Source organism: Amycolatopsis sp. MEPSY49 (genome assembly GCF_051337345.1).
In the GTDB taxonomy this organism is placed as follows: Bacteria; Actinomycetota; Actinomycetes; order Mycobacteriales; family Pseudonocardiaceae; genus Amycolatopsis.
In genome coordinates, this window is sequence record NZ_JBDLYJ010000006.1 from 126,031 (window position 1) to 144,709 (window position 18,679).

Consider the following 18,679-nt stretch of genomic DNA (forward strand, 5'->3'; position numbering starts at 1 on the left):
TCGCACCCATGCGGGAGGTTTTTTTGTTGCCACGAAACGATTGGGAGAAGACCGTGACCCGCCAGGAGCCCGCCGATACGCCGCTCGGCGATGCCTTCCACCTCTACGACACGACCCTGCGCGACGGTGCGCAGCGGGAGGGCATCTCCTACTCCGTCCAGGACAAGCTCGCCGTCGCGCGGCTGCTGGACGAGCTCGGCGTCGGGTTCATCGAAGGCGGCTGGCCCGGGGCGCTGCCCAAGGACACGGAGTTCTTCGCCCGCGCCGCGAAAGGGGAACTGAAGCTCAACCACGCGGCCCTCGTCGCCTTCGGGGCCACGCGCAAGGCCGGCACCACCGCCGACGCCGATCCGCAGGTCCGGGCCCTGCTCGCCAGCGAAGCCCCCGTTGTCACGCTCGTCGCGAAGTCCGATCTGCGGCACATCGAACGCGCCCTCCGCGTCGACGTCGACGAGGCCTGCGCCATGGTCAAGGACACCGTCGAATTCCTCGTCAAGGAAGGCCGGCGCGTCTTCCTCGACGCCGAGCACTTCTTCGACGGCTACGCCTTCTCGCCCGAGACCTCGCTCAAGGTCCTCGACGCCGCCGCCCACGCGGGCGCCGACGTTCTCGTCCTGTGCGACACCAACGGCGGCCAGCTCCCGCTGGGCCTCGCCGAAACCGTCCGGGCCGTCAAGGAAAAAACCGGATTCCGCCTCGGGATCCACTGTCAGGACGACACTTCCTGCGCCGTGGCGAACTCCGTCGCCGCGGTGCAGGCCGGCGCGACGCACGTCCAGTGCACCGCCAACGGTTACGGCGAACGGGCCGGCAACGCCGACCTCTTCGCCGTGACAGGGAACCTCGTGACCAAGCTCGGCATGGACGTCCTCCCGACCGGAGGCGCCGCCGAGCTCACCCGGGTCTCCCATGCCCTTGCCGAAATCGCCAACCTCGCCCCCTACACCCACCAGGCTTACGTGGGGGCGTCGGCTTTCGCCCACAAGGCGGGACTGCACGCGAGCGCGATCAAGGTGGATCCGTTGCTGTACAACCACATCGATCCGTCTTCCGTCGGCAACGACATGCGGGTACTGGTCACCGAGATGGCCGGCAGGGCCAGCCTCGAGCTCAAGGGACGTGAGCTCGGGGTCGACCTTGCCGGCCGGCCCGACGCGCTGACGAGCGCCATCACCAAGGTCAAGCGCCTCGAATCCGAAGGCTGGTCCTTCGAAGCCGCCGACGCCTCCCTCGAGCTCCTGCTGCGCCAGGAGGCCGACGTGCCCGCCGAGGCGCCGTTCGAGCTCGAGTCCTACCGCGTGGTCCTCGACCACCGCGCCGACGCCGAGGTCGTGTCCGAAGCGACGGTCAAGGTGCACGTCGGCGGCCAGCGCGTCATCGCCACCGCCGAGGGGATCGGCCCGGTGCACGCCCTCGACGCCGCCCTCCGGAAAGCGCTGAGCCCCCACCTGTCCTGGTTGGACAGTGTGGAGCTCGCCGACTACAAGGTCCGCATCCTCCAGGGCCACCCGGGCACCGACGCCGTGACGCGCGTGCTGGTCGAGAGCACCGACGGCGAGCGCGAGTGGACCACCGTCGGCGTGCACGGCAACATCGTCGAGGCCAGCTGGCTGGCCCTGTGCGACGCGCTCGTCCACAAGAGCACCACCGTGGCCCCGGTCACGGAAACAGCGGACGTAGACTGACCAAGTGCGCCTAGCCCGTATTGCTCATCCCGGTGGTGTCGCGTTCGCTTCGGTCGAAGGGGACGGTGACGACGCCCAGGTCCTGGAAATCGCCGAGCACCCGTTCGGCACCCCCAACTTCACCGGCAAGCGGTGGCCCTTGGCCGACGTCCGGCTGCTCGCGCCGATCCTGCCGTCGAAGGTGATCGCCGTCGGCCGCAACTACGCCAAGCACGCGGCCGAGTTCGGCAACGAGGTGCCCAGCGCCCCGATGCTGTTCCTCAAGCCGTCCACCACGGTCGTCGGCCCCAACGCGCCGATCCGGCGTCCGGCGAACGTCGGCCGGGTCGACTTCGAGGGCGAGCTGGCCATCGTCATCGGCCAGCCGGTGAAGAACGTGCCGGCCGCGCGCGCCGCGAGCGCGATCCTCGGCTACACGATCGCCAACGACGTCAGCGCGCGCGACCTGCAGAAGTCCGACGGCCAGTGGGGCCGCGCCAAGGGCTTCGACACGTTCTGCCCGCTCGGCCCGTGGATCGAGACGTCGCTCGACGCCTCCGACCTGGCGCTGAAGGCCGAGGTCGACGGCGAGCTGAAGCAGGACGGCCGCACGTCCGACCTCGTCCACAAGATCCCCGAGCTGGTCGAGTTCGTCTCCGGCGTGATGACGCTGCTGCCCGGCGACGTCATCCTCACCGGCACCCCCGAGGGCGTCGGCCCGATCGAGGGCGGCCAGAGCGTCTCGATCACCATCGAAGGCATCGGCACCCTGACCAACCCGGTCGAGAACGTCTAACCCCTGGCCACCGGCTCCATCGGCCGCCGGGCGAACGCCGGAGCGTGCTCCGGCCGCAGCCCCAGGCCGAGGAGCCGGGCCGGGAAGTACGACAGCCGCGGGAACCGCGCGAACGCCTTGATCATCGGCAGCGGCGGGCCGTTGCGCTTGCCGCTCATCACGCCGCGCACGACGGTCCGGTGCATCAGGCGCTGCAACCCCTGCACCATCAGCGTCGGCGCGAGCCGCCGCGAACGCACCTTCGCCAGTTCGGCCTGCGTGGGCCGGCCCCGGCGCAGCGGCTCGGCCAGCAGCGTCGCCGCCGCGACCGCGTCCTGCACCGCCAGGTTGATGCCCACGCCGCCGATCGGCGACATCGCGTGCGCCGCGTCGCCGATGCACAGCAACCCCTCGACGTGCCACTTGCGCAGCAGGTTGAGCCGCACGTCGAGGAACTTGACGTCGTCCATCGTCTCGAGTTCGTGCACGCGGTCGTGGAACTCGGGGCAGATCTGCGTCACGTTCTCGCGGAACGCGTCGATGCCCTGCTTGCGGAGGTCCTCGCCCTTCGGCGCGAGGTAGGCGACCTGGTAGAAGTCCGGCCGGGGGAGCGGCACCGCGAACCGGCGGTCACGCATCTTCGGCAGCAGCATGCCGCCTTCCTCGCCCTCGCCGCGCGAGAGCCGGAACCACCAGACGTCGAACGGGCAGTCGTACTCGTGCGGCACCAGGCCGGCTTCACGGCGGGCCAGCGACCAGCGCCCGTCGGCCGCGATCACCAGGTCGGCACGGATTTCGCCGGTCTCGCCTGTCGCTGTGCGGTAGGTGACGCCGGCGACCCGGCCGTGCTCGCGGACCAGGCCGGTGCACTCGGTCTCCATCCGCTGGACGAACGTCGGCTCCTTGCGGGCGCTTTCGGCGAGCAGGTCGAGGAAGTCCCACTGCGGCACCATCGCGATGTACGGGTGGGGGACCTTCAGCCGGGTGAAGTCGGCCAGCTTCATCAGCTCGCCGTCCTCCTTCGGGAACCCCGCCGAGCGCAGCTCGCTGTGCGGCAGCGCGTGGAACTTCTCGCCGAGGCCCAGCTCGTCGAGCAGCGTGAGCGTCGACGGGTGGACCGTGTCCCCGCGGAAGTCGCGCAGGAAGTCCGCGTGCTTCTCCAGCACCGTCACCTCGACGCCGGCCCGGGCCAGCAGGAGCCCCGCGACCATCCCGGCCGGCCCGCCACCGATGACGACGCAGCCCGTGCGTTCGGTCATCTCGACCATCTCCCCATCTATTCATCGCTTGTTGAATAAACCGAGGATGCCCCGGACCGGTCCCCGGCGTCAAGCGTTGTGGCGACGGATACGCTGATCGGGCTATGAGTGAGACATCGGTGGTTCGCGCGCGCTTCTGTCCTTCGCCGACCGGCACCCCGCACGTCGGGCTGATCCGCACGGCGCTGTTCAACTGGGCCTTCGCCCGGCACAACCAGGGGCAACTGGTGTTCCGGATCGAAGACACCGACGCCGCGCGCGACTCGCAGGAGTCCTACGAGCAGCTCCTCGACGGCCTGCGCTGGCTCGGCATCGACTGGGACGAGGGCCCCGAGGTCGGCGGCGAGTACGGGCCGTACCGCCAGAGCGAGCGGCGCGCGATCTACGCCGACGTCGCCGCGAAGCTCCTCGAGGCGGGGGAGCTGTACGAGGCGTTCTCGACCAACGAGGAGGTCGAGGCCCGGCGCAAGGCGGCCGGCCTGGACCCGAAACTGGGCTACGACAACTTCGACCGCGACCTCACCGGCGAGCAGATCGCCGCGTACCGCGCCGAGGGCCGCGCGCCGGTGCTGCGGCTGCGCATGCCCGACACCGACCTCGGCTGGACCGACCTGGTCCGCGGCGACATCACCTTCCCGGCGAACACGATCCCGGACCCGGTGCTGGTGCGCGCCAACGGCGAGCCGCTGTACACGCTGACCAACCCGGTCGACGACGCGCTGATGAAGATCACGCACGTCCTGCGCGGCGAGGACCTCCTGCCGTCGACACCCCGCCAGCTGGCGCTCTACGCGGCGCTCGAGCGCGTCGGCGTCGCGGAGTTCACGCCGCAGTTCGGCCACCTGCCCTACGTCATGGGCGAGGGCAACAAGAAACTGTCCAAACGCGACCCTTCGTCGAACCTCTTCAACTACCGCGACCGCGGTTTCATCCGCGAGGGCCTGCTCAACTACCTGGCCCTGCTCGGCTGGTCGATCGCCGACGACCGCGACGTCTTCAGCGTCGAGGAGATGATCGCCGCCTTCGACGTCACCAAGGTCAGCGCCAACCCGGCGCGCTTCGACCTCAAGAAGGCCGAAGCGATCAACGGCACCCACGTGCGGGCGTTGCCGGCGGCCGAGTTCGTTTCGCGCGTCACGCCGTACCTCGTCACCGCGGGTGTCCTCCCGGAATCGCCGAGCGAGCAGCAGCGGGCCCGGCTGGACGCGATCGCGCCGCTGGTGCAGGAACGCGTCACGGTGCTTTCGGACGCGGCGCCCATGGTGCGTTTCCTGTTCACCGACGAGGACGCTTTCGCGCCGGAAGAAGACGCCGCGGCGAAGAACCTCGGCGAAGCCGCGCAGCCGGTGCTCACCGCGGCGGTGGAGGCCCTCGAAGCGCTGCCGTCGTGGGAGACCGCGGCCATCGAGCAGGCGCTCAAAGACGCCCTTGTGGACGGTCTGGGTCTCAAGCCCCGCAAGGCTTTCGCGCCGGTTCGCGTCGCCGTGACCGGCCGGACGGTTTCGCCCCCGCTGTACGAATCGATGGAACTGCTCGGCCGCGACGTCTCACTGGGACGTCTTCGCCGCGCATTGATCGGATAACCGATAGAAGACGGTTCGCCAACTGGGAGTAGAGCCGGTGCGCCGGAACAGGGGATCGGCAATCACCTCTTTGGCAGCGTCGCGAACGCGGCGGTTGCCCTAGCCTCACTGGGTGGATTTCGCCCTGGCACCCCGGACCCCGTCGCGAACCGCCCCCACCGAGGCGGCGCCCGAGCCCTGGGCGCCGCCTCGGCTGCGCTTGGTGTGCCTGGACATCGACGACACCCTGATCGACTGCACGGCCGCGATCCGCCGCAGCCTCCACATCCTGACCGGCCGGGGCGACCTGTGGCCGTTGTGGGACTTGATCACCGAAGAGCACGTCGCCCTCGTCGTCGCCGGCGAGCTCGACTACGCGACGATGCACCAGCGGCGCACCGACTGCTTCCTCGCCGAGATCGGCATCTCCGCCGACGCCGAGCAGGTGAGCTCGTTCGAGCGGCGTCGAAGAGAGCTGCTCGACCACTCGTGGCAGCTGTTCGGTGACGTCCTCGACTGCCTGGAGTGGCTGCGCGCGGCCGGCCTGATGCTCGCCGCCGTGACGAACGCCTCAGGCGGCCACCAGCGCAAGAAGATCGCCGACCTGGGGCTGGCGCCGTTCTTCGACCACGTCGCCATCGCCGGCGAGCTGGGCGTGGCGAAACCCGATCCGGTGATGTTCCACACGGTCTGCCTCGGCCTGGACTGCGCACCGGCCCAGGCGGTCCACGTCGGGGACAAACTGGACACGGACGCGATCGGCGCCCGCGACGCGGGTCTCGGGGCGGTCTGGCTCGACCGCGACAGCATCGGCGAACGGGTACCGGAGGGCGTCCACCGCGTGGCGGGGCTGGCCGAGCTGCCTGAGCTGCTGGTTTCGGAGTACGCGACGATCGGTGTCCCCGCCCAGCGGGTCAGTGGGACCCCCGCTTTCACGGTGCGGAACGGCGTGCTCTAGTATTTCTCCTCGTGCGGAGCTGAACCGGCCAGACCGGATCAGTACCTCACTGGGGTATGGTGTAATTGGCAGCACGACTGGTTCTGGTCCAGTTAGTCTAGGTTCGAGTCCTGGTACCCCAGCTGCGGAGAGTGACCCCCCTGCGGAGCGAGAAATCGCCTCTGGTAAGTTCTCTCCAGCAAGAAAAACAGAAAAGCCCCTGGGAGACCAGGGAAAGATCCTAAGCCCCCGTCGTCTAGCGGCCTAGGACGCCGGCCTCTCACGCCGGTAGCGTGGGTTCGAATCCCATCGGGGGTACTTCCGAAAGCCCGTCTGACCCAGGTCAGGCGGGCTTTTTCGTGCTCGCTGTCCTGGTCCACAACGGACCGAAAGGTCAGCGGCACGAGCGGAAGAACGCGCGGACGTCCTCGACGAACAGCCGCGGCTGCTCCATCGCGGCGAAGTGGCCACCGCGGTCGAATTCCGTCCAGCGGGTGATCGTGGGGATGGCCCGCTCGGCCAGCGAGCGCACCGGCAGGACGAAGTCGCGCGGGAAGACCGCTACCCCGACCGGCGCCCGCCACGGCGGTTCCGCGGCCTGCGGGTGCCGGAACTGCGCGGCCACCTCGTAGTAGAGCTGCGCGGACGACGCGCCGCTCGCGGTCAGCCAGTAGAGCGCCACGTTGGTGAGGAGCTGGTCGCGGTCGACGGCCTCTTCGGGGAACTCCGCCGAGTCCGTCCACGCCTGGAACTTCTCGACGATCCAGGCGAGCAGCCCGACCGGTGAATCCGTCAGCCCGTAGGAGACGGTCTGCGGCCGGGTCGCCTGGACCCTGATGTACGCGGGGGGATCGGTGTCGAAGCGCACCGCGTCCCGCAGCCGGTCCCGGTCGGATTCGCCGAGCTCGACCGGCTCCGCGTGCGGCCGGGTGATCAGGAAGTTCACGTGCGCGCCCAGCACGTGGGCCGGCTCGGCCCGGCACAGGTCGAGCGAGATCAGCGCGCCGAAGTCGCCGCCCTGGACCGCGTAGCGGTCGTAGCCGAGCCGTCGCATGAGCTCGGCCCACGCCCTGGCGGTCCGGGCGAGGTCCCAGCCCGGCTCGGCGGGCCGGCCGGAGAACCCGAACCCCGGAATCGACGGGACCACGACGTGAAAGGCATCCCGGTGGTCCGCCGGGCTGGTGAGCGAATCGATGATTTCGACGAATTCCACGAAGGAACCAGGCCAGCCGTGGGTGAGGACGAGCGGAACCGCGCCCGCGTGTTTCGAGCGCACGTGCAGGAAGTGTATTGAGGTTCCGTCGATCTCGGTGGTGAACTGCGGAAAAGAGTTCAGCCGCCGCTCCGCGCTGCGCCAATCGAAGGTCGTTCGCCAATACTCGGCGAGATCCTTGAGGTAGGCCAGGGGGACGCCGCGACTCCAGCCACAGCCCGGAATCTCGGCGGGCCACCGGGTGGCGGCGAGCCTGCGGTGCAGATCGTCCAGGTCTTCCCGGGGAATGTCGACGCGGAACCGCTCCATGGAAAGTCAGCGTACCGGCGTTTCCGCCGAGGGGGTTTCCGGCGGCCGAGAGCGCAATCTCGGAGTTGAACCGGTGGAGCAACCTCGAAGAAGAGAATTGCGGGCGGATTCCTTAAAGTGAATGGCAGGCCTGCCATTGCCGAAAAACGCCGGAGGTGTCCGATGGATGAGCACAAGTGCCCGATCGTGCTCGATAGAGCCGGCACGGACGTTCACGCGGAGAGTGCCCGGATTCGCGCGAGGGGTCCGGTCACCAGGGTGGAACTGCCCGGCGGTGTCCTCGCCTGGTCCGTCACCAGCCTCGAACTGGCGAAGCGGGTGCTCGGCGACGAGGAGCGGTTCGCCAAGGACGCCCACCGGCACTGGCCCGCCTTGATCAACGGCGAGATCCCGCAGGCGTGGCCGCTGATCGGCTGGGTCGCGATGGACAACATGACCACTCACGACGGCGCCGACCACGTCCGGCTGCGCGGGCTCATCTCCCGCGGGTTCACCGCGCGCCGGATCGAGTCGATCCGGCCGTCGATCGAGAAGATCGCCCACGAGCTGCTGGACGAACTGGCGTGCGTGGACCACGGCGAGGTCGTCGACCTCAAGGCCCGCTACGCCTACCGGCTGCCGGCGAGGGTGATCTGCGACCTCTTCGGTGTGCCCGACGAGCTGCGGGCCGACGTGCTGCGCGGCGGCGAGGTCAACATCGACACGAGGATCACCCCCGAGGAAGCGGTCGCCAACGTCGAGCAGTGGCACGAGGCGATGCACGAACTGGTCGCCGCCAAGCGCCGGAAGCCGGGCGACGACCTGACCAGCGCGCTGATCGCGGCCAGGGACGAGGACGGCTCGCAGCTGACCGACAAGGAGCTGGTCGGCACCCTGCACCTGATGCTGGGCGCCGGTTCCGAAACACTGATGAACCTCCTGAGCAAGGCGGTGCTCTCGCTGCTCACCCACCCCGATCAGCTCGAGCTCGTCACCAGCGGCGGGATCGGCTGGAGCGAGGTCGTCGAGGAAGCGCTGCGCGTCGAGTCGCCGGTGGCGCAGCTGCCGTTCCGGTTCGCCCGGGCGGACACCGAACTGGGCGGGGTGACGATCGCCAAGGGCGATCCCGTGCTGATCGGCTTCGCCGCCATCGGCCGGGACCGGGACGTCCACGGCGACACCGCCGACCGGTTCGACATCACCCGGCCGGCCAAGACGCACCTGTCGTTCGGGCACGGCGTGCACTTCTGCCTCGGGGCGCCGCTCGCCCGGATGGAGGCGTCGATCGCGCTGCCGGCCCTGTTCGACCGCTTCCCCGGCCTGCGGCTGGCGGTCGCGCCCGACGAGCTGGAACCGCAGGGCACTTTCATCATGAACGGCAACCGGACCCTGCCCGTCCGGCTGACGGCGTAAGCCGGATTCACCCACGGAACAAGGAGAACAGCTGATGACCCGCCCGCACGTCGTATCCGCGGCAGAGTGGCTGAGCGCGCGCAAGGAGCTGCTCGCCAAGGAGGAAGAGTTCGCCGCGGCACGCGAGGCCGTCAGCGCCGCCCGGCGCGACCTGCCGATGGTCGAGGTGGAAAAGGACTACGTGTACGACGGGCCGGACGGCAAGGTGCGCCTGCTCGACCTCTTCGAGGGCAGGCGGCAACTGATCGTCTACCACTTCATGTTCGACCCCGCCTGGGACGAGGGCTGCAAGCACTGCTCGTTCATGATCGACAACGTCGGTCACCTCTCGCACCTGCACGCCTTGAACACGACCTTCGCGGTGATCTCGCGGGCGCCGCTGGCGAAGATCCAGGCGTTCAAGGACCGGATGGGCTGGTCGGTGCCGTGGTACTCGTCGTTCGGCACCGAGTTCAACTACGACTTCCACACCACTTTGGACGAAGCCGTCACGCCGGTCGAATACAACTACAAGGACAAGGCCGCCCTCGAAGCGGACGGCGAGTTCTGGTTCACCGAAGGCGAGCAGGGTGGCGTGAGCGTGTTCTTCCGCGACGGCGACACGGTGTTCCACACCTATTCCGTCTACGGGGACGGCACCGACCTGCTGCACGGCACCTACAACTACCTCGATCTCACCCCGCTGGGCCGGCAGGACGGCCCGGGGCGGCCGTGGCTGCGCCACCACGACAAGTACGCGAACTAGGACGTCGCTTCACCCCGGAGGTGGACAAACCCGTGGCCACGCCCAAGGTGTCGGTGATCATCCCGACCTACAACCGCAGGGAGCTGTTGCGCCGCTCGCTGTACCACCTCACGAGGCAGCGGCTGCCGGCCGGCGAGTTCGAGGTGGTCGTCGCCGACGACGGCTCGTCGGACGACACCAAGGAGATGGTGGAGTCCTACCGCGACCGGCTGACGATCAAGTACTGCTACCAGGCGGATCTGGGCTACCGCGTGTCGGCGGCCCGCAACGCCGGCGCGCGGCTGGCCGAGGCGCCGATCCTGGCGTTCCTCGACTCCGGCGTCCAGGTCGGGCCCGACTGGCTGACCCTGCACCTGGCGGCGCACGGCGCCCGGACCGAGCCGATCGCCGTCACCGGCTACGCCTTCGGCTACAACCCGCCGAACCCGATGCCCGGCATCGGCGAGGCCCTCGCCGAGATGTTGCCGGAAGAGGTCGTCGAGCGGTACCGGGACGACCCGGCCTTCCTGGACATCCGGCACGAGCAGATGGCGCTGTGCGGCTTCGAGATGGACCGCAGGCTGCTGCCGTGGACGTTGTTCTGGCCGATCAACTGCTCCCTCCGTGCGGCGGACTTCCACGCGGTCGGCGGGTTCGACGAGGACTACGTCGTGTGGGGCCTCGAAGACATGGAGTTCGGCCTGCGCCTCTGGCAGCGGGGCGTCTCGTTCGAGATTTCGCGCGACGCCTGGGCCGTCGAGTCACCGCACGAGCGCGACGAAGCGCGCAACTGGGAATGGATGCAGCGCAACATCCGGATCTTCCTGGCGCGGCACCCGGAACCCGTCGTGGAGATCGGCTGGGGGCTGCTCAATTCCGGGCTGATCTGGGAATGGGAGGACGAATACCGGCGGCTGCTGGACTGGACCGCGCGGGCCGGCGACCGGGATGTCACCGCCGAGGTCGTCGCCGCGGTCTCGGACGTCCCGGCCGGCGCCCGGATCGCGGTCGTCGGCGGCGGCGGCCTCCGGCCGGAGGCGGTACCGGGCGCGGTGCTGGTCGACTTCGACCGGGCGCTGCTGCCCGAGGGCGGACTGCACGCCATCGGGCTGCGGACGACGTTGCCCGGCGAGTCGGCCGACACGGTGGTGCTCACCTCGCGGCTGGCCGGGCTGTGGGAGCGCTGGTCCCCGCAGCTGCTCGCGGAAGCCCGGCGGCTCGGCCACGACGTGCGCATCTGCGGCGAGCTCGGGGAGGCGGCATGAGCGAGCTGGCCGTGCGGGCCCGGTGGGCCGTGACCGCGGTGTTCCTGTGCAACGGCATGACCATCGCCAGCCTCCAGATCCGCGTTCCCTCGCTGAAGATCGGGCACGCGATGACCGAGGCGCAGCTGGGCCTGGTGCTCGCCGCGTTCGGCGTCGCCGCGATGGTGGCCATGCAGCTCATCGGCTCCCTCGCGACGCGGCTCGGCAGCGCGCCGGTCATCCGGCTGGCCACGGTGCTGCTCCCGCTGACGCTGCTCGGCGTCGGGCTGGCGGGCACGGTCACCGAGCTCGTCGCCGCCGTGGTGCTGCTGGGCGGGGTGCACGGCATGCTGGACGTCGCCATGAACTCGCACGCGGTCGCCGTGGAGCGCGAGCGCGGCCGGCCGATCATGAACGGGTGCCACGCGGCCTGGGCCATCGGCGCGCTCAGCGGTTCGGTGCTCGGCGGCGGGCTCACCCAGGCCGGGGTTTCCGTGGCCACGCACTACTTTTGGCTGGCCGGCGTCCTGGTGGCCCTCGCCGTGGTGATCGGCCTGCACCTGCTGCCCGCGTCGGTCGACCGGTCGCCGCGCCCGGAGCGCGGCCGGCGGACGCGGGGTGCCCTGCGCGCCGGCTGGAGCCGCCGCGTCCTGCTCTTCGGCGCGATGGGTGCGACGGTGCTCACCTGCGAAGGCGCGGTCTTCAACTGGGCCGGCGTCTTCCTGCACGACCACCTCGGTGCGGCGCTGGGCGTGGCGTCCTTCGGCTACATCGCGTTCACGACGTGCGAGACGGCGGGACGGCTGGTCGGCGATCGGCTCCGGCAGCGGTTCGGCGTTCCGGCGCTCATCCGGACGGGCGGCATCATCGCCGTCGCCGGATTGGCCGTCGTGGTGCTGAGCCCGGATCCCTGGGTGGCGGTCGCCGGGTTCGCGGTGATGGGGATCGGCATGTCGACCCCGTTGCCGCTGATCTTCAGCACGGTCGGGCACATCGGGGCGAGCGGAGCCGGCGCGGCCGTGTTCGTCGCCCGGTTCACCACCTTGACGTATTCCGGCACGCTGATCGGCCCGGTGTTCATCGGCTGGCTGGCCCAGGGCTTCGGGCTGACGCTGACGCTGGGTCTCCTGATCCCGCTGCTGCTCGCCGTGGCTTGGAGCGCGAAGGCGACCGCGGTCGCCGACCGGCCGCTCGCAGAGCTCAGCCACCAGTAGGAGGGGAAGCGCACCATGAAGGTTCTGGTCATCGGCGCCACCGGCTTCACCGGTTCGGTCGTCGCCGCGGCGTTCGCCCGCGCGGGCCACGAGGTCGCCGCGCTGCAACGGCCGGGCGGCCGGCCGGTCCCCGCCGCCTACCGCGCGGTTCCCGGCGATCTGGCCGATCCGGCGTCGCTGACCGCCGCGGTCGCCGGGTTCGACCTGGTGCTGCACGTCGGTGCGATCCTCAGCGAAGAGATCGACGTGCCCGCGGTCGACGCTCTGCTGGCCGGCGGCGTACCGCTCATCTACACCTCGAGCGTGGACACCCTCGGGCCCGGTTTCGTCACCGAGGACAGCCTTCCCGACCCGCACCCGGTCGTCGGCTGGCGAGACGTCGTCGAACGGCGGGTGCTCGCGGCCGGCGGCCGGATGATCCGGCCCGGGCTCATCTACGGCGAGGGTGGCGGCGTCGTCGTCGACATGCTGGAGCCGCTCGCCGCGCGGGTCGGCGCCGGGGTGTACATCGGCGAGCCCGGCGTCCGCTGGGCAGCGGTGCACGTGGCGGATCTCGCCGAGCTGTTCCTCCTCGTCGCCGAGCTGGCTCCGCCCGCGTCCGTGTGGCACGCGGTCACCGAAACCGTCACGGTCGACGCGATCGCCACGGCGGTGGGCAACGGCACCGCGGTTTCGTGGCCGGAGGACGACGAGCCGCCCGCCGAGATCGCCGTGATCGCCGGGCTGTTCCGGTACGACCAGGACGTGTCCGCGGAGAAGACGCGCCAGAAGCTGGGCTGGCGCCCGGTGCACACGTCGCTCATCGAGTACCTGGCTCGCTGAGCGTTCGTCAGGCGGCCCGGGCGTTCTCGGCCGCGCCGGCGATCTCGCGGGACATGTAGACGGCGTCCGGTCCGTATCCGGCGGGCACCGCGACCTCGGGGTGGGCGCGGTACCCCTGGGCCACCCAGAAACCGGTGGTTCCGCCGACGGCGATCAGCGAGATCCGCTCGTACCGGAACGACCGGGCCGTCTCGGTGAGGTGCCGCAACAGGCGCTTCGCCCAGCCGCGGCCGCGCAGCTCGTCGCCGATGACGATGTCGTGCAGGTGCAGGTTCGGCGAGCTGAAGACGGTCTCCTCGGCGCGGGCCGGATCGGGGAACCGGAACCGCGGGTAGGGGAGGGCGAGCAGGTAGCCGCCGACGCGTTCGCCGACGTCCAGCACGAACGACGTCACCGGCGAGCTGTGGCCCCGTGACTCGAGCACGGCGCGGCTCTCGGAAAGCCCGCGGCTGCGGTACGCGTGCGCCTCCAGTGCCGCGATGGCGGCCCAGTCGCCGGAACTGATCGGCCGGACCCGCTCCGCGCGGACGGCCACGCAGGGCAGCGGCGCGTAGCCGTTGAAGCCTCGGGTCGTGTAACTGGTCGAGTACGCCCCGGCGGAATGGATCCACACCGGATCCCCCGAGACGAGGTCGACGGGCACGGAGACCGGTCCGCCGCCGAACCGGTCGTCGCTGTCGCAGGTCGGGCCGGCGACGACAGCCGGTACGGCGCGGCTGCCCGTACGCGTGGGAAAAGTCAGGCGGTAGCGGAGCTGGTCGGTCTCGTACAGCCCGTTGAACTTGCCGCAGCTGAGGTAGAGCCACCTTTCGTGGCGCACGGTCAGCCGGGCGACGTGGGCGCGGATCGTGCCGTGGTCGGCGACGAGGTGGCGGCCCGGTTCGGCGATGAACGCGAGATCGTGGCCCGACGCGTCCCGGAGCCGCCGCACACCGGCCCGGATCGCGGCGAAGATCTCCGCGGACGGCGGAGCCAGCCGGCTGCCTTTGCGGGCGAAGTAGCCGCGAGCGGGCAGGCCGCCACCGAGGTTGACGTGGTCGAGGCGGATGCCCCGCGACTCGAGTCGCGGCAGGACGGCGGCGACGTCGTCCAGGGCCCGCTGCCAGGCGCGTACCGTCATCTGCTGCGAGCCGACGTGGAAAGCCAGCCCGGCCGGGACGAGCCCGCGTCGCCGGGCCTCGTCCAGGACGCCGACGGGGTCGTGGCTGCCGTGCTTGTCGACGAGTCCCCACAGCGCTCCCTCGCCGGTCGTGGCCACGCGGCAGAACACCCGGGCTCCCGGGGCGTGGCGAGCGACCGCCCGCACGTCCTCGACGCAGTCGGTGGCGAACGTGGTGATGCCCAGCCGGTGGGCGGCGGCGATCTCGGCGTCGGACTTGACGGTGTTGCCGTAGTGCACGTCCCGCGGGGACACGCCGGTCCGCAGTGCCTGCCGGATCTCGCCGGGGCTGGCCGCGTCGAAGCCGGCACCCCGGTCGGCGAGGCAGGCGAGCACCTCGTCCACCGGGCAGGCCTTCATCGCGAACCGCACCGCGACGTCCGGCAGCTCGCGGCGCAAGGCGTCGTACTGGCTTTCGATACCGGTCAGGTCGAAGACGATCCGGTCCTGGTCGAGCCGGGAGAGGGCGGAACGCACGTGCCGCCGCTCAGCCATGGCGCACGCTCGTGGTGCGCGCGGCCTCGACCAGCCGTGCCCACGCGTCGATCAGCGTCGCGTGGTCCTCGATGTCCTGCCGGGCTTCGGCGAGCAGCCGGTCCCGGTTGTCCCGGATCTCGTCCGCGACGGGCGTGAAGCGGCCGCCGAGTGCCCGGTACGCGCGTTCCAGCCGGAAGCTCTTGGCTTCATTGGGTTTTCGGTCCTGGCGAGCGCTTTCCCGGACGATCGCCGCGATCGCGGCCGGATCGTCGCCGGTCATCCGCCCGTAGACGAAGTGGAAGTAGTACATGGACAGGATGAACTTCGCGAACCGCAGCTGGTAGGCGAGGAACCCGGCGTCGGTCTTGCGTTCGGCGGTGTGGAAATTGACGATGTGCCGGTTGTGCCGGACGCCCGGCAGCCGGGCCTTGTCCGCCACGTGGATGAGGAAGTAGTCGCTGCCGATGGTGTCCGTGGCGGGCGGCAGCGGAACCCGCTCGTGGAGCCCGTGGAAGCTGATGTTGTGCATGTCCACCTTCATCGGATCGACGACGGCGAGCTCCGACCAGTCGCCGGTGAAGGGGTCCGATCCGGTGAACGACTCCTCGACCAGAGCGCGCGTTTCCGCTTCGGAGCTGCCGTCGGCGGCCCACAGCCGGACCAGGTCGTAGTACGCCGCGTGGTCGCGGACCTCGCCGAGGTCCACGGACATCTCGCCGACGAACGACGCGCCGACCATGGCGACCGTGCCGTCGCGCAACGACGGGTCCAGCCGGTTCTCGGTGGTCCGGACCAGGCGCGCGCGTTTGCCGAGGTAGCGCAGCTCCGCTTGGATCGGGAAGATCTTCTTCCCGTTCCACACCTGGAAGGAACTGTCCGAGTCGCGGCGGTGCACCGACTCGCACCCCAGCGCGGCCGCGATCAGGAAAGCCCGATTGGTGCAGGCGCCGTACGAAAGGCGTCGCGGGAGCATCAACTCGGCCAGCAGACCGGGTTCGGCGACGGCGGAGCGCTTGATCACCCGCGACAGGAACTCGCGCTGGTCGGCTTCGTCCAAGTGCCAGACGTTGTCCGCTTCGCTCAGCACGCGGGCGTGCGCCGCGTACTCCGCCGACGAGTCGAGGACGAGCAGGTGCACCTCGACCGCGAAGTTCTTCGCGGCGTAGGCGGCTTCCTCGACCACCTCCGCGAGCGTCGCGGCGCACTCCCGGTTGGTCGGCACGGTCAAGCAGACACGTCGCGTCCGCGCGGCTCGGCTGCTCACCGCTTGCCCCGGCCGAGTACGCGGGCGGCGATGTTCGGCCGCAGCAGTGCCTGGGGCGGGTCGACGAGTCCCGCCGCGCGCAGGAACGCGCGGCTGAGCCGGCCGTCGGTGACGGCGGCGGCCTGCAACCGCGGGATGTAAGCGTTTGCCGCCCGCACCTTGAGGGTCCGGCGGCCGCCGACACCGGGGAAGCCGAGATCGGCGCCGGCGGACATGTCCCAGGGCGCGTCGATCGCCCGCGCGAGGTCCCGGAGGTAACGCCGGGGCTCCGGAGCGCCCTGCGCGAGGTGCCGGCCGAGCACGGTGGCTTCGATCGCCGCCACCGTCATCCCCTGGCCGTAGACCGGGTTGAACACGCAGGCCGCGTCGCCGAGCACGAGCAGACCGTCCGGGAACCGGCGCAACCGCTCGTAGTGGCGGCGGATGGACGCCGGGAACCGGAACGAGACCGGATCGCCGAGCGGTTCCGCGTCCCGGATCGCCTTGTACACCTCGGGAACCGGCAGGGAGCGCGCGTAGGACAGGAAGCCGTCCAGGTCGGCCGGCGGACGGTCGCCGAGGATGCCGGTCAGGGACACCGCGTAGCGGTCGGGCAGCCGGGCGAAGATGGCGCCCCTCGGCATCTCCGGTGTCGCGACCGGGATGATCGCGATGTTCCCGCCGATCGGGTCGAAGGGCAGCGGCGCGGCGAAATCGCACGTCGTGTAGGTGAGGTCCATGGAGACCAGTTCTTCTTCGACCGCCGGGTAGCCCAGTTCCACCAGCCACCTCGGCGTCCTCGTGCCGCGGCCGGTGGCGTCGACGACCAGATCGCCGTCGATCACCTCTTCGGCACTTCCCTCGAATTGCGCGCGCACGCGTACGCCGGTAATCCGGATTCCTCGCGGCGAAGCGACCAATCCCACGATATCCGTCCGGTCCCGGAAGGTCACATTGGGCAGCGCCCGGACCCGCGCGCGAATCCGGTCTTCCAGCAGCGGCCGTCCGGAAGCCGCGCAGATCAAACCGGTTTCGGCCGGTTCGAGCATGCGTCCGTTGAAGTACCAGCTCAGGGTGGTGCCGAAATCACCGGTCGGCGCGCCGAGGGCGGCGAGCTCGTCGGTCAGCCCGGGGAACAGTTCGTCGAGGATCTGTTGCCCCCTGGCCAAAAGCGCGTGGATGTGCCGCCCCTGGGGAACCGCGCGCCGGGGAGCGGCGCCCGCCGGGAAATGGTCTCGATCCAGGACTGTCACTTCCCGAAAGGTTTCGGACAGCATGCGGGCGGCCAGTGTTCCCGCGATGCTTCCGCCGAGCACGATGGCATGGTTGCGAGCCGGATTTCGCACGAGCTGCCCCCTGGGATCGTCAGAATGAGAGTTCAACGTTACTAATGGGTGCTCGTGCCTGTTCTTCAGTAGTGCGAGAAAATCCTGGAGCGGCACGCCGCGGTGCTAGCCTGGCTTGCGGAAGACGTGCGCTTTCAGTTGTCGAAGGAGCTGTTGATGAAGCCATTCCGCATCGCAATTCCCGATGCAGATCTGATTGACCTGGATCGCCGGCTGGCCGAGACGCGCTGGCCCGGCGAGATCCCGGACAGCGGGTGGACCAGGGGTGTTCCGCTGGGCTATCTGAAGGAACTCGTCGAGTACTGGCGGACGAGCTTCGACTGGCGGGCGGCCGAGGAAAAGATCAACTCGTTCCCCCAGTTCACCACCACGATCGACGGCGCGAATATCCACTTCGTGCACGTGAAGTCGCCCGAGCCGGACGCGACACCACTCATTCTGACCCACGGCTGGCCCGGTTCGTTCGTCGAATTCATCGATATCATCGAACCGCTGACCAATCCGCGTGCGCACGGCGGGAAACCGGAGGACGCCTTCCACGTCGTCATTCCGAGCATCCCCGGCTTCGCCTTTTCCGGGCCGACGGGCGAGCCCGGCTGGGATCTTGCCCGGATCGCCAAGGCGTGGGCGGAGCTCATGAGCGGGCTCGGCTACGACCGCTACGTCGCCCAAGGCGGGGACCTCGGGTCCTGGATCAGCGTCGGGCTCGCCGGCGTGGACTTCGGGCACGTGGCCGGGGTGCACCTGAACTTCCTGCCGACGCCCCCGCCGCCGGATCCGGCCGCGCTGGCCGGGCTGACGGAGCAGGAGTTCGGGCGGCTCGGCAAGCTGGCCCAGTTCGTCGAGGACCAGTCCGCCTACATGAAGCTCCAGTCGACCCGGCCGCAGACGATCGCCTACGGGCTGACGGACTCGCCGGTCCTGCAGCTGGCCTGGATCATCGAGAAGTTCCAGGAGTGGAGCGACTCGGAGAAGGTGCCCGAGGACGCGATCAGCCGGGACACGCTGCTGACCAACGTCGCGATCTACTGGTTCACCGCGACCGCGGGATCGGCCGCCCAGTTCTACTTCGAGAACGCGGCCATGCTGCCGACCGCGCCGACGCAGCCCGCACCGCCGCCTCCGCTGCCGGTACCCCTCGGCGTCGCGGTGTTCCCGCACGACCCCGGCCAGGCCATCCGGCGTTTCGCGGAACCGTTCTTCCCGAACATCGTCCACTGGAGCGAGTTCGACCGGGGCGGCCACTTCGCGGCCCTCGAGCAACCGGAGCTGTTCGTCGGTGACTTGCGCGCCTTCAAGCGCGCCCTCGGCTGAACGACGACGTCAGGGAGCCGGCCCC

15 protein-coding genes and 2 tRNA genes are annotated in these 18,679 nt (G+C 70.0%); 12 read left to right on the plus strand and 5 right to left on the minus strand.

The window, feature by feature from the left end; translation table 11 throughout:
• Positions 1-53 precede the first annotated feature (53 nt).
• Both cimA and ABFJ78_RS26720 read left to right on the plus strand, forming a co-directional pair.
• Positions 54-1,685 (plus strand): citramalate synthase, encoded by a 1,632-nt coding sequence (gene cimA / locus ABFJ78_RS26715; RefSeq protein ID WP_436389234.1) that lies wholly within the window; start codon positions 54-56, stop codon positions 1,683-1,685.
• 4 nt (positions 1,686-1,689) lie between these two features.
• Positions 1,690-2,460 (plus strand): fumarylacetoacetate hydrolase family protein, encoded by a 771-nt coding sequence (locus ABFJ78_RS26720; protein WP_436389236.1) that lies wholly within the window; start codon positions 1,690-1,692, stop codon positions 2,458-2,460.
• Here the strand turns inward: ABFJ78_RS26720 and ABFJ78_RS26725 are convergent.
• Positions 2,457-3,707 (minus strand): FAD-dependent oxidoreductase, encoded by a 1,251-nt coding sequence (locus ABFJ78_RS26725; RefSeq protein ID WP_436389238.1) that lies wholly within the window; start codon positions 3,705-3,707, stop codon positions 2,457-2,459. The genes ABFJ78_RS26720 and ABFJ78_RS26725 overlap by 4 nt on opposite strands.
• A 95-nt stretch (positions 3,708-3,802) precedes the next feature.
• Here ABFJ78_RS26725 and gltX point away from each other — a divergent pair, with 95 nt between their 5' ends.
• The 4 genes from gltX (at position 3,803) to ABFJ78_RS26745 (ending at position 6,515) form a co-directional block, all read left to right on the plus strand.
• On the plus strand, positions 3,803-5,281 hold the full coding sequence (gene gltX, locus ABFJ78_RS26730) for a glutamate--tRNA ligase (RefSeq protein ID WP_436389241.1): 1,479 nt from the start codon (positions 3,803-3,805) through the stop codon (positions 5,279-5,281).
• 112 nt (positions 5,282-5,393) lie between these two features.
• The gene (locus ABFJ78_RS26735; RefSeq protein ID WP_436389243.1) at positions 5,394-6,218 is read left to right on the plus strand and encodes an HAD family hydrolase; all 825 of its coding nucleotides are present in this window, start codon (positions 5,394-5,396) and stop codon (positions 6,216-6,218) included.
• A gap of 50 nt (positions 6,219-6,268) precedes the next feature.
• A tRNA-Gln gene (locus tag ABFJ78_RS26740) sits at positions 6,269-6,340 on the plus strand.
• Between the two features lie 102 nt (positions 6,341-6,442).
• Positions 6,443-6,515, plus strand: a tRNA-Glu gene (locus tag ABFJ78_RS26745).
• A 76-nt stretch (positions 6,516-6,591) separates the two neighbouring features.
• Here ABFJ78_RS26745 and ABFJ78_RS26750 read toward each other — a convergent pair.
• Entirely contained in the window at positions 6,592-7,719 is a 1,128-nt protein-coding gene (locus tag ABFJ78_RS26750) for an epoxide hydrolase family protein (protein WP_436389245.1), read from the minus strand.
• A 162-nt stretch (positions 7,720-7,881) separates the two neighbouring features.
• Between ABFJ78_RS26750 and ABFJ78_RS26755 the strand changes: the two genes are divergently transcribed.
• The 5 genes from ABFJ78_RS26755 to ABFJ78_RS26775 are packed head-to-tail and all read left to right on the plus strand — an operon-like array spanning position 7,882 to position 13,115.
• The gene (locus ABFJ78_RS26755; protein WP_436389248.1) at positions 7,882-9,111 is read left to right on the plus strand and encodes a cytochrome P450 family protein; all 1,230 of its coding nucleotides are present in this window, start codon (positions 7,882-7,884) and stop codon (positions 9,109-9,111) included.
• Between the two features lie 34 nt (positions 9,112-9,145).
• Positions 9,146-9,856 carry a DUF899 domain-containing protein gene (locus ABFJ78_RS26760; protein ID WP_436389250.1) on the plus strand — a complete coding sequence of 237 codons (711 nt, stop codon included), beginning with the start codon at positions 9,146-9,148 and terminating at the stop codon, positions 9,854-9,856.
• Positions 9,857-9,888: 32 nt separating this feature from the next.
• The gene (locus tag ABFJ78_RS26765; RefSeq protein WP_436389253.1) at positions 9,889-11,100 is read left to right on the plus strand and encodes a glycosyltransferase family 2 protein; all 1,212 of its coding nucleotides are present in this window, start codon (positions 9,889-9,891) and stop codon (positions 11,098-11,100) included.
• Positions 11,097-12,293: an MFS transporter gene (locus ABFJ78_RS26770; protein ID WP_436389255.1), complete on the plus strand. Its 1,197-nt coding sequence runs from the start codon at positions 11,097-11,099 to the stop codon at positions 12,291-12,293. Before ABFJ78_RS26765 ends, ABFJ78_RS26770 begins: the two co-directional genes overlap by 4 nt.
• Before the next feature lie 15 nt (positions 12,294-12,308).
• A complete protein-coding gene (locus tag ABFJ78_RS26775) occupies positions 12,309-13,115 on the plus strand; it encodes an NAD-dependent epimerase/dehydratase family protein (RefSeq protein WP_436389258.1) in 807 nt (268 codons plus the stop codon).
• 7 nt (positions 13,116-13,122) lie between these two features.
• On the opposite strand, the gene ABFJ78_RS26780 is transcribed toward ABFJ78_RS26775, so the two are convergent.
• The 3 genes from ABFJ78_RS26780 to ABFJ78_RS26790 are packed head-to-tail and all read right to left on the minus strand — an operon-like array spanning position 13,123 to position 17,436.
• Positions 13,123-14,769: a GNAT family N-acetyltransferase gene (locus tag ABFJ78_RS26780; RefSeq protein ID WP_436389261.1), complete on the minus strand. Its 1,647-nt coding sequence runs from the start codon at positions 14,767-14,769 to the stop codon at positions 13,123-13,125.
• Positions 14,762-15,979, minus strand: a complete 1,218-nt coding sequence (locus ABFJ78_RS26785) for a DUF6271 family protein (RefSeq protein ID WP_436389264.1) — start codon at positions 15,977-15,979, stop codon at positions 14,762-14,764. Before ABFJ78_RS26785 ends, ABFJ78_RS26780 begins: the two co-directional genes overlap by 8 nt.
• Positions 15,980-16,011: 32 nt before the next feature.
• On the minus strand, positions 16,012-17,436 hold the full coding sequence (locus tag ABFJ78_RS26790) for an FAD-dependent oxidoreductase (protein ID WP_436389267.1): 1,425 nt from the start codon (positions 17,434-17,436) through the stop codon (positions 16,012-16,014).
• Between the two features lie 60 nt (positions 17,437-17,496).
• Here ABFJ78_RS26790 and ABFJ78_RS26795 point away from each other — a divergent pair, with 60 nt between their 5' ends.
• Positions 17,497-18,654: an epoxide hydrolase family protein gene (locus ABFJ78_RS26795; protein ID WP_436389269.1), complete on the plus strand. Its 1,158-nt coding sequence runs from the start codon at positions 17,497-17,499 to the stop codon at positions 18,652-18,654.
• Positions 18,655-18,679 lie beyond the last annotated feature (25 nt).

Coding starts and splice junctions, on each gene's coding strand:
- ABFJ78_RS26725 (WP_436389238.1), bottom strand. CDS start 3,707: ATGGTCGAGATGACCGAACGCACGGGCTGCGTCGTCATCGGTGGCGGG.
- gltX (WP_436389241.1), top strand. CDS start 3,803: ATGAGTGAGACATCGGTGGTTCGCGCGCGCTTCTGTCCTTCGCCGACC.
- ABFJ78_RS26750 (WP_436389245.1), bottom strand. CDS start 7,719: ATGGAGCGGTTCCGCGTCGACATTCCCCGGGAAGACCTGGACGATCTG.
- ABFJ78_RS26755 (WP_436389248.1), top strand. CDS start 7,882: ATGGATGAGCACAAGTGCCCGATCGTGCTCGATAGAGCCGGCACGGAC.
- ABFJ78_RS26760 (WP_436389250.1), top strand. CDS start 9,146: ATGACCCGCCCGCACGTCGTATCCGCGGCAGAGTGGCTGAGCGCGCGC.
- ABFJ78_RS26770 (WP_436389255.1), top strand. CDS start 11,097: ATGAGCGAGCTGGCCGTGCGGGCCCGGTGGGCCGTGACCGCGGTGTTC.
- ABFJ78_RS26775 (WP_436389258.1), top strand. CDS start 12,309: ATGAAGGTTCTGGTCATCGGCGCCACCGGCTTCACCGGTTCGGTCGTC.
- ABFJ78_RS26780 (WP_436389261.1), bottom strand. CDS start 14,769: ATGGCTGAGCGGCGGCACGTGCGTTCCGCCCTCTCCCGGCTCGACCAG.
- ABFJ78_RS26795 (WP_436389269.1), top strand. CDS start 17,497: ATGAAGCCATTCCGCATCGCAATTCCCGATGCAGATCTGATTGACCTG.